General features: G+C 59.4%; 12 protein-coding genes. 5 read left to right on the top strand and 7 right to left on the bottom strand.

Going from position 1 to position 14190, the window contains the following annotated elements:
- Positions 1-106: 106 nt before the first annotated feature.
- From AC3WJW_RS01405 to AC3WJW_RS01375, 7 genes are read right to left on the bottom strand one after another with little or no spacing between them, the layout of a single operon-like run.
- Positions 107-3613, bottom strand: coding sequence for a glycosyltransferase family 2 protein (locus AC3WJW_RS01405; protein WP_493724869.1), 3507 nt, complete (start codon positions 3611-3613; stop codon positions 107-109).
- Entirely contained in the window at positions 3610-4362 is a 753-nt protein-coding gene (locus tag AC3WJW_RS01400; protein WP_493724868.1) for a class I SAM-dependent methyltransferase, read from the bottom strand. The genes AC3WJW_RS01405 and AC3WJW_RS01400 overlap by 4 nt, the downstream gene beginning before the upstream one ends.
- Before the next feature lie 4 nt (positions 4363-4366).
- Positions 4367-5146, bottom strand: a complete 780-nt coding sequence (locus AC3WJW_RS01395; protein ID WP_493724867.1) for a phytanoyl-CoA dioxygenase family protein — start codon at positions 5144-5146, stop codon at positions 4367-4369.
- On the bottom strand, positions 5143-5700 hold the full coding sequence (locus tag AC3WJW_RS01390; protein ID WP_493724866.1) for a GNAT family N-acetyltransferase: 558 nt from the start codon (positions 5698-5700) through the stop codon (positions 5143-5145). Before AC3WJW_RS01390 ends, AC3WJW_RS01395 begins: the two co-directional genes overlap by 4 nt.
- Entirely contained in the window at positions 5697-6677 is a 981-nt protein-coding gene (locus AC3WJW_RS01385) for a hypothetical protein (RefSeq protein WP_493724865.1), read from the bottom strand. Before AC3WJW_RS01385 ends, AC3WJW_RS01390 begins: the two co-directional genes overlap by 4 nt.
- Complete coding sequence (locus AC3WJW_RS01380) at positions 6670-7428, bottom strand: WbqC family protein (protein ID WP_493724864.1); 759 nt, start codon at positions 7426-7428, stop codon at positions 6670-6672. The genes AC3WJW_RS01385 and AC3WJW_RS01380 overlap by 8 nt, the downstream gene beginning before the upstream one ends.
- Positions 7425-8543: a DegT/DnrJ/EryC1/StrS family aminotransferase gene (locus tag AC3WJW_RS01375; protein ID WP_493724863.1), complete on the bottom strand. Its 1119-nt coding sequence runs from the start codon at positions 8541-8543 to the stop codon at positions 7425-7427. Before AC3WJW_RS01375 ends, AC3WJW_RS01380 begins: the two co-directional genes overlap by 4 nt.
- A gap of 883 nt (positions 8544-9426) precedes the next feature.
- On the opposite strand from AC3WJW_RS01375, the gene AC3WJW_RS01370 reads away from it, so the two are divergent.
- Genes AC3WJW_RS01370 through flgJ form a run of 5 tightly spaced genes read left to right on the top strand, consistent with a single transcriptional unit; the run spans position 9427 to position 14172 of the window.
- A complete protein-coding gene (locus tag AC3WJW_RS01370; RefSeq protein ID WP_218475389.1) occupies positions 9427-10167 on the top strand; it encodes a flagellar basal body rod protein FlgF in 741 nt (246 codons plus the stop codon).
- A gap of 45 nt (positions 10168-10212) precedes the next feature.
- Positions 10213-10998, top strand: coding sequence for a flagellar basal-body rod protein FlgG (gene flgG, locus AC3WJW_RS01365; protein ID WP_493724862.1), 786 nt, complete (start codon positions 10213-10215; stop codon positions 10996-10998).
- Between the two features lie 52 nt (positions 10999-11050).
- Entirely contained in the window at positions 11051-11746 is a 696-nt protein-coding gene (flgH, locus tag AC3WJW_RS01360; protein WP_007975317.1) for a flagellar basal body L-ring protein FlgH, read from the top strand.
- Between the two features lie 18 nt (positions 11747-11764).
- Positions 11765-12874, top strand: a complete 1110-nt coding sequence (locus tag AC3WJW_RS01355) for a flagellar basal body P-ring protein FlgI (RefSeq protein ID WP_429396896.1) — start codon at positions 11765-11767, stop codon at positions 12872-12874.
- A gap of 11 nt (positions 12875-12885) precedes the next feature.
- On the top strand, positions 12886-14172 hold the full coding sequence (flgJ, locus tag AC3WJW_RS01350) for a flagellar assembly peptidoglycan hydrolase FlgJ (RefSeq protein ID WP_493724861.1): 1287 nt from the start codon (positions 12886-12888) through the stop codon (positions 14170-14172).
- Positions 14173-14190 lie beyond the last annotated feature (18 nt).

The raw sequence follows: 14190 nt of genomic DNA, 5'->3' as shown, positions 1-14190 counted from the left end.
TACATGCTTCGCGTTGACAATCTGCGGCATTGGCTGCGCAACGAGTTGGCCGATTGATAACCGGGCGGCCGAGCACACTGCCCTGGCCGCCGTTCTCTAGTCTCCGTCAGTCGGGCATCCACCCCTGAAGCCAGCGTGCCGCATAGGCATCGTCGAAGACCCAGTTGTTCAACACTTGCTCACGCAGTCTGGCAGCTTGCTGTCGTGACGCGTGCCGATCGGCCAGGTGATCATTGATCGCACCCAGCCACTGTTCTCGGCTGTTAGCTACGCGCGTGATCGCCAGATCGCCCGGGTAATCGGCGATATCGCTGCCGATCACACTGTAGCCGCAAGCGCCATACTGCAGAAGATGAAGCGGGCTTGCGCCTTCGTAGGTCTGACCAAAGCCCTGTGGCGCGAGGGCAATATCCAGGTTGAGGCTGGCCATGGCATCGGGATTGCCGTGAACGTCGTGATGAAGCTCGCTGGCAAGCGGCCGCAGATACGCGGGCACATCGCCCCAGAGTACCCACTCCACTTGACCGGCCAGTGCTTGCATCAGCTCGATGATCAAAGGCTGAACGTAGGGCTGCGCCGGGTCGATGGCGCAGCCTATGCGAGGGATGTCAAACGTCCGGCGCACATTCGAGAGGTTGTACCATCTTCTATCCAGACGTGTTTCGAGGACGCGAACATCCTGATGCAGCCAGGCACAGGCTTCGGCCATCGCTGGCGTTGCCACGATGATGCGGTCGACCAGGCTTGCCGCTTGTTGCAGTGACGTCATCCACCCTGGGGTCTCTGGCGTCAGCGCATCCAGCTCAAGGATCTTGAACGATTTGAAGTGGGTGCTGATACGCTGCATCTGTTCCAGGCGCAATGGGTCGGCCTGATGTTGAAAGACAATGATGTCAGGGTTGTAGCGCTCCAGCGTTGTTGTCGGCAGTAGGCTGTTTCTGATGCAGCCTTCGATTTTTCCGGAGTCACGCAAAGCAGTAAACGGCTCGATAATGCGCGGATTGGCGACTTGTGCCGACTTCGCAGGATGTGCCAGCACGACCGGAAGTGGTCGCCAGGACAGCGGTCGCCAGGTCAGCTCGTTGATGCCTTCCAACTCGAAGCCGACACCGCGCAACGACAGGTTACTGTTGTAGGCGGGATCATTGGCCAGGACGCTCAGCCATTTGCTCATGGCCTGCTCTTGTTCTGTAGCGAAGCGTTGCTTGTTGAGTTGGCTCTCGCCAGAGTTTGACCAAGTTGCTCCACCTTCATGCAAGAGCACGGCATGAGGTGTCCAGACATTCAGATAGCCAAGGTTCTTCACCTTCAGGCACAGGTCCAGGTCGTTGCAGGTGACTTGGAACAGCGCCTCGTCCATACCGCCGACTTCCAGGTAGATCGTCGTGCGGATCATCAGGCAGGCGGCACTGACCGCGCTGGTGTTTTGGTCGACCAGCAGACGCTGCAGGTAGCCGGCGCCATTGGCGGCCCTATCTGTGAATGGGCTGCCGGCTGGGCCGCGCAGACCGGTGATCAGGCCTGCATGTTGGGTTTTGCCTGCCGGGGTAATCAGCTTGGCGCCGACGACACCCACTTCGGGGCGCAGGGCGTGGTTGAGCAGTTCGTCCAACCAATCTTCGCGGATGATTTCCGTATCGTTGTTCAACAACACCAGGTACTCGCCGCGCGCTTGGCTGGCCGCCAGATTGTTCATGGCGCTGAAGTTGAACGGATGGGGGAAGCGGATGACTCGCAGTTTGTCACCACCAATCGAGTCCATCTCGTCCAGCCAGACGAGTGCCTCCTCTGTCTCGCTGCAATTATCGATCAGGATAATCTCGAAATGTGGATAGCTCGTCTTCGATAACAGACTTTCCACGCAGCGCTGCAGCAGCGGTAACTGGTCCCGGGTAGGAATCAGAATTGACACCAAGGGCTGTTGATCATGGTCGTACTTGACGTGGTAATGCCGAACCGGTTCCTGCAGCACCCTGGCGTTGGTGTAGCCGCGATTGCTCAGGTGCCGTTGCAGGGCATGGCGCTCGTCCGGGTTATCGGTAAGGTTGGGTGTGTTGCTGACTACCAGCGGTTCGCTCAGGTGGGCAATGCCGTTCATGCTGCCGGCTTCGATCAGTCGCAGGATCAGGTCCAGTTCAAGCGCCGTGGGTACCTGTAGATCGTAACCGCCGGCCTGCAGCGCGAGCTCGCGACGAATCAGCCAATGGTTGGCCATGGCAAAAGGCAGGCTCAAGAGGTAGTCGAGATTGATGCAAGGACGGAACACCGCATTAGGGCCATTCTCTGAGCGATACATGCCATCGCAATAGATCATCCGGTAGCCGTTGGCACCAGGCAGTTCCAGGTCGAGCATCAACGTGCCGGCGGGCAGGACCTCATCGCCAGCCGTCAGCAGCATGATCCAGTCGCTGTCGTCTGCCTGCAGAATTTCGTTCAGTTCGATGGCGCCTGGCTTGGCGCAGGTCAGCCAGCGCAGGTTGGCGGGCAGGATGACAGGCCCTGGCGCGGTGCTCAGGACCACCGTATGCAACCTGATCGAGGAGCTGGACTGCCACAGCGCAAGACTTTTCAGGGTATCGCTCAGGGCAATGGAATCGCCCTGGGGATCGAGTACCAGCAGGGTCAGGCTGGTTTGCCCGCTGAGTTGTTGGCGACGCTGATCGACAAACTGCTGCTGGATCGGTGTCAGCACGCGGTTGCGCAGCCAGTCCTTGATGGAGGGTACATGAGTGTCAATGGCGTGCTGGATGGCGGCCTGCTGAGTGATATCGAGGAAGTGCTCCAGCTGGGGCCAGAAGGCTTTTTCGATGTCCAGCCAGCGCCTGCGAGCCTGCATCACTGTTGCGCGGGCACGCTCCAGCCCGCCAGGCTCGTCATAGAGTGCCGAGCCTGCATCTCCGAACTGTTCGATGAACGGCTGAGTCTTTACGTGCCCGCCGGGCATGTAGATAACCGGGCAGCCACAGAGCATGGCTTCGGTGCACGTCGCTGAGATTTCGTAACTGTAGAGCGTTGAGGCCGTTCGAAAAATCTGTGCCAGCTCGGTAAGGGTTTTCGGGTTGGCCAGGCTCAGGACTTCGATATCGTCCGGCAACATCGAGTAGTCGACCTTGGCCTTGTCGAATCGGTGCAAATACAGGTAGTTGCCACTGCGCTGCACCGGCTCGGTTGGCGGCGAGAACAATTCCGAGTCGATGACTGGCAACAGGAGCAGGTTGCTGCTCTCGCTGTCGCCGCGAAAATCCTGGGTGTAATAGAAGAGCAGGTCTGATTTCTGTGCGTCGATCGCGCGGCCAGTGAGGAAGCCTTCGCGGTTCAGAATGTAACGAGCCACGATCGATGCGCCAATCGGGTTGTCGCTTACCACCTCGGGATAGACCGCAATTGGTACCAAACCGTTTGACAGATGGTGGTCGCGAATATCTTCGGTCAGAATCGGCGTGCGCAGGTTCGGATTGACTTGGCATGGGGTGATGTAGGCCTCGTAGCCGGCCAGGTTCAGAGCATGGCACAGGTAGTGCAATACACACACGCCCGAGGAAGTCTCCCGATAATCGAAAGCATAGATGTAGTAGGGGTGACGCGGCTTGCCATGCACGGACGGAGTGGTCATACGGTTGCCTTAAGGTTGGAAGGCTGCTCACAAATGACGAACACACTGGCGCACAGGTCTGGATAGATCATGCCCAGCGCATGGCAGGCGTCCATGAAACGCTCATCGATCAGTTGGGTTTCCAGGGCTTTGTCCAGCTGGAAGTTGGCCAGAGGCTTGAAGAACACCCCGCCACGTTGGCTCACTCGCCAACCGGCACTGCGTACTTCGTGGTCGAGGGTGTCGAGGCTGTAGGTTACCCGGTGGCCATGCAGGCGCTCGCCTTCCGTTACGGCACTGTTGTGTTCGATCAAGCCCATTTTGACTGCGATCTGGCGAGACGGTGCATTGGCGTTCGGTACGGCGATGAACAAACGGCCGCCCGGGGCGAGCCAGTTGTGCACGCGCTTGAGTACCGCCTGGCGGTCGTCGAGGTGCTCCAGGGTGTGGATCAGGAAGATGTTATCGAAGCGCGGTTCCAGCTCTGCTTCTTCAAAGGTACTGCAGACGAACCTGACGCCTGAACCGACTTTTTTCCGGGTGATGTCGATCAGGTCGCTGGCCGCTTCGATGACTGTCAGGTCGGTAAAGCGTTCGGCGAACAGCGCCGTGAAGGCACCTTCGAAGCAGCCCATTTCCAGGGTCGGACCCTCCGCCAGCCAGGGACCGAAGCTGTCCAGCATGTAACGTCGCAGACGCGAGTCGAAATCGTAGAAGTAGCTACGGTGAGCGTTATCCTGAAACTCTTTGTTGTAGTCGCGTACGGACATGGCGTTATTCCTGGCTTTTCCTGTAGAAACGATGTTCTTCAGGTTGGTACCACTCATGAAGGGTCGAGGGAGTACGGGCATACCACCCCAGCAGTTGTTGCATGGTCGGTGTTTGCGAGCGGCAGAAGTCTTCGCCGAGAGCTCGGCAATAATCGAACTGTGGTTTGAAGTGGCTGCGCGTGAAGGTCAGTGTCAGGCAGCGTCGTGGCTGGTCGGTACGATTGACGCCGGCGGCATGCCAGATGCGTGAGTCGAACAAATAGATCGAACCGGCACTGCCCAAGGCCTTGCGGGACTGAGTCTCGAATATCTGGGGGGCGGGTTTTTCAGGTGCGGTATGTGAGCCCGGCAGAAACAGGGTCGCGCCGTTGTCGACAGTGAAGTCGTCGAGCAGCACCAGTGCCTGGGCCATCTGCATGGACTCGGCTGACCAGGAACGCACGTCCCGGTGCACATTACGCACGTAGGCGTCGGTACTGCTCAGGTTGTTCAGACCGCCAAACGAATTGAGGACTGCTACACCGTTGAGCATGTGCCGCAGGACGTCGACGATTCCCCATTCGGCGAATCGATCGAGCAATTCAACGAAACTGGAATTCTGCGTCAGTACATGGTGCGCGGTCTGTTCGGTTCGCTGGGTAACACCGTTTTCCAGTTGTACCTCACGGCAACGATCTATGGCACGACCCAGGTCTTCGCGCAGTTGGCCGAGCAGTGGATCCGTAATCAGGGAGGGCAGGCAGACGTAGCCGTTCGATTGCAGCTCATGTAATACCTGGCTCATGGTTTGTCGCCCCGCGCGGCTTGCCAGGCTCGGTACTCTTCGGCGCTCACACCCAGCATGATGCGGTCCCAGCGCTGGCCCTTGCGGTAATACCACTGGCGCTGCACGCCCTCGATGACCCAAGGGGTCTTGCGCGTGTAGGTCGCCAGGGACGCTGCGTTGTACTCAATGATGGTGGTCGAGAGACGGCTCAGGCCCAGTTCATCGAAGGCATAGCGCATCACTGTGGCAATCACGTCGGTGCCATGGCCCTGGCCGCGCAGGGAGGAGTCACCAATCATCATGCCGTGTTCGGCTGTGCGGTTTTTCCAGTCGATGCCGACCAGGTTCGCCGTACCGATCAGGCCATGGCCCTGGACCTCGATACCGAAGCGCTGGTTGAGCGGGTCGCTCTTGAGACCCATTATCCAATCCCGTTGCGCTTCCCGAGAGGTAGGGAAATGCCAGCCGCCGAGCAGGCTCCAGAGGGCTTCGTCGTTGGACCATTGATGCAGCAGTGGCAAGTCCTCAAGTTCGAGTGCCCTGAGCAGGATGCGTTGACCTTGAATGCTCATGATTTTCCCGTGTTCTGAAGGATGGCGTCGGCGAGACGATTCATATCATCGACGTTGTATCGCTGGTCGATCGGCAGCGGCAGCAAGCACTGTGCCCAGTCCCTTTCGATGGGGGGCGATGTTGGACGGGTCAGCACTTCGCGCCAGTAACTGGGCACATAGATGTGGTGTTCCAGCAGTTGAGCGCGTAACCGGGTCGCCGTCTCGACGGACTTGACCAGCAGCGGGTAACACAATGCGGCAACGGGCTGCGCAGGCCAGATGGCGAAGCGGTTGAGCTGGTCCAGGCGTTGGCGCAGTTGCGCCAGGTTGTCCATCCTCCGCCTGGCTACTTCGTGGTAATCGATGCTGTCGAGCAGGCGGGCGGTACTGGCGGACATGGCCTTGATGCCGTCGTTCTCCAGCGTCCGTTCCAGTGCCTGGAACGCCGCATAGTGATGTTGAGGAGAGTCTTCAAGGCGCCCCAGCAGTGCGCCGAAACGCGCTTGGGAGCGGCTGTTCTCAGCTTGCGGCAGATCAGCAGGAGCATTGGCCAGCCAGCCACCATCGGCAACACCGACGAACTTGCGCGGTGAATAAAGTGTCGCGATCCCGTCTTGCGGCAGAGAAAACAGCGCCTGGGAGTTGTCGACGATCAGTTGCTTGCCGTAGAAGGTAGCCAGCACTTCGCTGATGTAGTCGGCCTTGAGTCCGAAGTAATTGACGAACAGCAGAGCCTCATCGGCTTCCAGGGCCGGGAAGTCCGGCAGCTCAAGCTGTTCGGACAGTGCATATCGCAGCACCTCGATGCCGGATCCGTGCAGAACGTCCTGCATGACATCGCAGATGTAGACAGGCAGATAAACTCGGCGCAGGTTGCGCGCCACCAGCAGTGCCTTGAAGGCTGAGCGGGCCGAGTTGAAGGCAACGGCCTGCGGGTAAGGATTTTGCCCTTTGCGCAGCTCCAGTTCGAAGTAACCGCCGATGGCTTCAGGCACGGACAATCTCTCCACGTTTTGCCCACGCTCCCACGGTCTGCACGTCGTTGTACATCAAAGCGTCGAGAATCGACAGGCCGGGGACGAAGGGGTGTCCACTCGATCCCTGTTGGTAGTCGGGCAAGTTGGCCTTGAGCAGCTCAAGGGTGATACCGGCCTGTTGGAAGGCTTCAGCACGGTAGAGATGGCCGCCATTGAAGGGATTGAGGTAGTGGGTGCCAGCGCTGGCCTGAACCACTTCGAGTACCCGGTCCTGGGCTCTGCTGTCTGCGGACATCGGCAGATCACTGGAACGGATGATCGGCGTTTGCAGCCCGATCAGGCAGCAGCAGGCCCGTAGTATCCGCTCGTTGAGTTCAGCAATGCTCTTTGCAGGCTCGACCAGCAGTGCTTCCAGCCACGCCAGCATGCGCTGAGCGTGGGGCGCGCGGCGATAGGCGAAGCTCAGTTTGTTGAGGATATCGCCAGGGGAGAATGTTTCGGCAATACGTTTTTCCATGATCTGCTGAGTGTGACTGCCTTTGGCCAGCGGCACCCGGAACCACTTCGGCTCCTGTTCCAGCAGATAGCGGTTTCGTTCGATCCAGCCGTTCTTGATGAACTGCACATTGTCATAGATGACAAAACAGTCGACTGCGGCGATTAACTGGAAGTAGCCCAGATATGGGAGGAAGTAGGGTTGCATGAGTGCAATCCGGTATTGCTGTTCAGCTGCCGGGGCGCAGACATTCGAGGGGCGGACCAGGCTCATGCCGCCCGAGCCTTGAGCAACACCTCGATGATCTGTGCCTGGGTCTTCGTATCGAGATCCGGATAGATCGGCAGGCACAGTATCTGGCGGGACGCTTCGTAGGCATTCCCCAACTGAGAGAGATTCGAACTGGGAAGGCCGCGGTACATCGGGAATTCACATATCAGTGGGTAGAAATACCGGCGCACGAGGATGTTTTCAGCGCGGTAGCGGTCGTACAGCTCGTCCCGGCTGACCCCGAAGCGCTCACCATCGATCAGAATCGGACAATAGGCATAGTTCCAGTCCAGCCCCTGCGGTTGCTTCAGGAGGCTGATACCCTCTATACCTTCCAAAGCGCTCTGATAATACTCAAACACTTGTTGTCGACGCCTGAGGGCCTCGTCAATGTGGCGCAACTGTAGTACGCCGAATGCTGCCTGCAGCTCGTTCATCTTCCCGTTGATACCGGGAGCCATGACCGTGACTTCATCGGCAAACCCGAAATTCTTCAAATAATCGATGCGCCGTTTGATCTTTTCATCAGGGCAGATGATGGCGCCGCCTTCGAAGGTATTGAATACCTTGGTGGCGTGGAAGCTGAGAATCGACAGGTCGCCGTTGTTGAGAATGCTCATGCCGTTGTGTCGGACACCGAAGGCATGTGCGGCGTCATAGATAACTTTAAGTCCATAGGTGTCGGCGACGGCCTGGATGCCCTCGATATCACAGGGAATTCCATAGCAATGAACTGGAAGGATCGCAGTAGTCGCCGGGGTGATGGCTTCGGCGATACGTTGTGGATCGAGGTTCATGGTAACCGGATCGATGTCCACGAACACCGGCTTGAGATTGTTCCACAGCAACGAGTGAGAGGTAGCCACGAACGAATAGGGTGTAGTGATGACTTCGCCAGTAATGCGTAGCGCCTGGAGTGCAGTCACCAATGCCAAGGTACCGTTGGAAAACAGCGAGATATGTTGGACGCCAAGGTATTCGGCAAGCTCCTGTTCCAGCTGTTCGTGGAAGGGGCCGCCGTTGGTCAGGCGCTTACTGTCCCAGATTCGCTGCAGGTAAGGCGTGAACTCTTCCAGAGGCGGTAGTAGCGGGCTGGTAACGGTAATGGGATTGGCCATGGGCGCACTGCTCGGGGTGACTGAAAAATGGCACACGGCTCGGGAGTACCTGTGACGTGGCGTTGCATCGCGGTCAATATCGGCGGGCTGCAGCGCCATGAAACCGACAGCTGGCTCTTGATGTGCGGGTACTCCAGCAAAAAATCGGCCAACTCCCTCCGTACCGATAAGTTGGTTTGTGTTTGCATGCAGTAGCCCTTGGCGATCAATGTTTGTGCGTTAGAGACTTGGTAGTTGAAACGGGCATGTCCCATCCAATGAGTCGTCGGGCAGTGCTGAATGGCGGAGGTTTTATTGCTTCGCAGTCCTTGTTGTCCTGCCTGGATTTTTCAAGGGCGCACACCGAGCATCCATTGACAATTTCCGTTGCTCTAGTGTCCGGTAAACATGTTTCATGGCTGAAGGCAGCCTTCAGTTTTCTCGCCCGCAGTAGTACTTTTCAAAGGCAAGCATCAAGCCGTTCTGCGTCACTGAGGTCGTTGGCGTTGGCGGGAGTAATGTTTGTGTACGCAGGGGGCAGTTGCTCCAGATCCAGCCCCACATGTTCATGCCTTGTGGAGTGCGAGTTTTCGTCGCGGCCGTCCAGCCTTCGAATTTCGGACCGCGCAAAGCGATCGGGGGAGGGAGAAAGCTCCCGCCCCTTCGATTTTTACCGGACACGAGTGATGTGGAGCATGTCAGCGATCAATGGCTGATCCTTGCCACCCAACGGCATGACACCGCCGGTTTTTCGTCTCTGATACAAATCTCCCATCCCCTCTGATTCCTCAAAGTCCCCTGTTTGCCGGGCCTTGTAGCGCCAAAAACAAGTTGGTCTGCAAATTGCTTATGGCTCAGCAACACAGCAGTGGGCGGCAAACGTCCGGCAGGCAGAGGAAAGAGTGTGGACAAGTACCTTTATGTGGCAATGACCGGCGCCAGCCAGAATGCACTGGCGCAAAAGGCGCATGCCAACAACCTCGCGAACATCTCCACCAACGGCTTCCAGAAAGACCTGGAGCAGGCCCGTTCGATGCCGGTGTTCGGTGACAGCTTTCCGGCGCGTGCGTTTGCCATGTCCGAACGCCCGGCCACGGATTTCTCCCCGGGCTCACTGGTGGAAACCGGCCGCGACCTCGACGTTGCCGTGCAAGGCGGCGGCTGGATTGCCGTACAGAATCCCGATGGCGGTGAAAGTTACGTGCGCACCGGCAGCCTGAACGTTGACGCCCTGGGCGTGCTGCGTGCCGGCAACGGCATGCCGGTCATGGGCAATGGCGGGCCGATTGCCGTGCCGCCGGAACAGCAGATCGAAGTCGGTGAAGACGGCACCATCAGCATCCGCGCAATGGGCGAGGGGCCTCGGGTGATGGCTGAAGTGGACCGCATCAAGCTGGTCAACCCGGACCTGAAGAACATGACCAAGGGTCTGGATGGTTCGATCCACACCAAGGACGGCAAGCCGGCGCAGGCCGATGCCAACGTCAAGCTGGTGTCCGGATTCCTCGAGTCGAGCAACGTCAATGCCGTGGAAGAGATGACCTCGGTACTGGCCTTGTCCAAGCAGTTCGAGCTGCACATCAAGATGATGAACACCGCCAAAGACGATGACCAGGCCATGGCTCGGGTCTTGCAGATCAGCTAATTACCAGAACGTCGCGCCGTAAAACAGGCGCACGAGGAGAATCGAATGCTTCCGGCTCTATGGGTTGCCAAAACAGGTCTGTCCGCCCAGGACACCAACCTGACCACCATTTCCAACAACCTGGCGAACGTGTCGACCACGGGTTTCAAACGTGACCGCGCCGAGTTCCAGGACCTGCTCTACCAGATCAAGCGTCAGCCTGGCGCCCAGTCGACCCAGGACAGCGAACTGCCGTCGGGCCTGCAACTGGGTACCGGTGTGCGCATCGTCGGCACCCAGAAGAACTTCACCGCCGGCAGCCTGCAAACCACCGAGCAGCCACTGGACATGGCCATCGACGGTCGCGGTTTCTTCCAGATCCTGCAACCGGACGGCACCACGTCCTACACCCGTGACGGTACCTTCCACCTGGACTCCAACGGCCAGATCGTCAACGCCAGCGGCTTTGCCCTGGAGCCGGCGATTGTCATTCCGAACGACGCGCAGACCTTCACCGTCGGCCGCGACGGCACCGTGTCCATCACCGTTTCCGGCAACCCGGCGGCCCAGGTGATCGGCAACCTGCAGACCGCCGACTTCATCAACCCGGCCGGCCTGCAGGCAGTGGGCAACAACCTGTTCCTGGAAACCGCCGCCAGTGGTGCGCCGCAAGTCGGCACACCGGGCCTCAACGGTTTCGGCACCACGCTGCAGAACACCCTGGAAACGTCCAACGTCAGCACCGTTGAGGAGATGGTCAACATGATCACTACTCAGCGCGCCTACGAGATGAACTCCAAGGTGATCTCCACCGCCGACCAGATGCTCTCGTTCGTAACGCAGAATCTGTAATCAAGTCTATGGGGCGGCCATGAGGCCGCCTGCAACACCGTGAGGTAGGGTCATGAATCGCTATGTATCTGTTCTGGCACTGAGTGGGATCACCGCGCTCGCAGGCTGCGTCCCTTCGACGCCCAAGCCCAATGACCCTTACTACGCTCCGGTGTTGCCGCGCACGCCGTTGCCGGCGGCCGCGAACAACGGCTCGATCTATCAGGCCGGTTTCGAACAGAACCTCTACAGCGACCGCAAGGCGTTCCGGGTCGGTGACATCATCACCATCACCCTGAATGAAAGGACTCAGGCCAGCAAAAACGCCAACTCGCAAATTGGCAAGAACAGCAAGGCCAACATCGGCCTGAGTTCGCTGTTCGGCAGCAGCGCGACCACCAACAACCCGTTCGGCGATGGCGACCTGAGCCTGAGTGCCAGCTACGAAGGTGACCGCGCGACCAAGGGCGACAGCAAGGCGGCACAGGGCAACACCCTGACCGGCTCGATCACCGTGACCGTTGCCGATGTGTTGCCCAACGGCATCATCGCGGTGCGCGGCGAGAAGTGGATGACGCTCAACACCGGCGATGAGCTGGTGCGGATCGCCGGCCTGGTTCGTGCCGATGACATCTCGACCGACAACACCGTGTCGTCGACCCGTGTCGCCGATGCGCGCATCACCTACTCGGGCACCGGCTCGTTTGCCGATGCGAGTCAGCCAGGCTGGTTCGACCGTTTCTTCCTCAGCCCGCTGTTCCCTTTCTAGGTGGCTTTCCAGTTGAGCATGTTGAATTTCAGAAGTCTCATGATGGCTGCGTTCCTGATGTCCGCAGCGTTCAACGTTCAAGCCGAGCGCCTGAAGGACATCGCCAGCATTTCCGGCGTGCGTTCCAACCAGTTGATCGGCTATGGCCTGGTGGTCGGGCTTAACGGCACCGGCGACCAGACGACGCAGACCCCGTTCACCCTGCAGACCTTCAACAACATGCTCTCGCAGTTCGGCATCAAGGTGCCGCCGGGTTCGGGCAACGTGCAGTTGAAGAACGTGGCGGCCGTGTCGATCAGCGCCGACCTGCCGGCGTTTGCCAAGCCGGGGCAGCAGGTCGACATCACCGTTTCGTCCATCGGCAACTCCAAGAGCTTGCGCGGCGGCACCTTGCTGCTGACGCCACTCAAGGGGATCGACGGCAACGTCTATGCAGTGGCCCAGGGCAACCTGGTGGTCGGCGGTTTCGATGCGGAAGGGCGCGACGGCTCGAAGATCACCGTCAACGTTCCGTCGGCCGGTCGCATCCCCGGTGGTGCATCGGTGGAGCGCGCGGTGCCGAGCGGTTTCAACCAGGGCAACAGCCTGACGCTGAACCTCAACCGTTCCGACTTCACCACGGCCAAGCGCATCGTCGACAAGATCAACAACATGCTCGGCCCTGGCGTCGCCCAGGCCATCGACGGCGGTTCGGTTCGCGTCACCGCGCCGCTCGATCCAAGCCAGCGGGTCGACTACCTGTCGATCCTGGAAAACCTCGAGATCGATCCGGGCCAGGCGGTGGCGAAAGTCATCATCAACTCCCGTACCGGCACCATCGTGATCGGCCAGAACGTCAAGGTTTCCCCGGCCGCCGTGACCCACGGCAGCCTCACCGTGACCATCACCGAAGACCCGATCGTCAGCCAGCCCGGCCCTCTGTCCAATGGCACGACGGCGGTGGTGCCGCGTTCGAAGGTCAATGCCCAGCAGGAAGCCAAGCCGATGTTCAAGTTCGGCCCTGGTACCACCCTCGACGAGATCGTGCGGGCGGTGAACCAGGTCGGCGCGGCACCGGGTGACCTGATGGCCATCCTCGAAGCGCTGAAGCAGGCCGGCGCCCTGCAAGCCGACCTGATCGTGATCTGAGGACGGCCATCGTGGATATGCGCAAGAGCGGTCTGGTCAGCAGCAGCGATTCGGGTTCCTACTCGGACCTCAATCGTCTGAATCAGCTCAAGGTCGGCGACAAGAACAGCGACGGCAACCTGCGCAAGGTGGCGCAGGAGTTCGAGTCGCTGTTCCTCGGGGAAATGCTCAAGTCCATGCGTTCGGCCACTGACGCGCTGGGCCAGGACAATCCGATGAACACCCCGGCGGCCAAGCAATATCAGGAAATGTACGACCAGCAACTGGCTGTTTCCATGTCCCGCGAGGGCGGTGGTATCGGCCTGGCTGACGTGCTGATGCGTCAGATGTCGAAGGACAAACCGCTGGCGCCGGGTGAAGCCGCCGCAGCGTCTCTGGCCAAGCAAGAGGCCGCGAAAGCAGCCGTGCAAACGCCGGTGGCGGCCGGCACGGTGGCAATCAACGGACCGCTGTCGCGGGTCAATGGCCAGCGTCCGTTGTGGGCTTCGCGCTCGGTCCATGCGCCGCAGGAGGCGGGTGAGGGTGGTCATCGCAATGACATGGCGCTGATCAATGAGCGACGCCTGGCATTGCCGCCGAAGCTGGCTGATCGTCTGTTGGCCGGGCTGGTGCCTTCGGCGACGCCCGCTGCCACGACGATCAACAAGACACCGTTGCCTGAACGCACGACAAGCACCGGCACGGGACCGCTGTACAACGGCGACTGGCTGGCGACTGCGCAGCAATCCTCCTCGGGCGGCATGCAGATCTACGGTCGCGCCATGGCACAGATTCCTCTGGCGCCAGCGAAGAAAGCCTTCAGTTCCGCCGACCAGTTCGTCAACACCATGTTGCCGATGGCCAGGGAAGCGGCGGCGCGGATTGGTGTCGATCCGCGTTACCTGGTAGCCCAGGCGGCCCTGGAAACCGGCTGGGGCAAATCGGTCATGCGCCAGCAGGATGGCAGCAGCAGCCACAACCTGTTCGGCATCAAGGCCGGCAATAGTTGGCAGGGTAATTCGGCGCGGGCGATCACCAGCGAATTCCGGAACGGGCAGATGGTCAAGGAGACGGCCGAGTTCCGCTCCTACGACTCCTACAAGGACAGTTTCCATGACCTTGTGACTTTGCTGCAGACCAATAATCGCTATCAAGATGTCGTGAAGTCAGCCGATAACCCAGAACAGTTTGTACGCGAGTTGCAGAAGGCCGGTTACGCAACCGACCCGGACTACGCGAGCAAGATTTCGCAGATAGCCAAGCAGATGACGAGTTACCAGAACTACGCTGCGGCGGGCGTTTCCACCACGCCTTTATAGGCACTAGGTATAAGGTCT

It is taken from the genome of Pseudomonas sp. GW821-FHT07G06, from assembly GCF_058986625.1.
The sequence above is the reverse complement of the archived record's forward strand: the minus strand, read 5'-3'. Positions and strand labels throughout refer to the sequence as shown.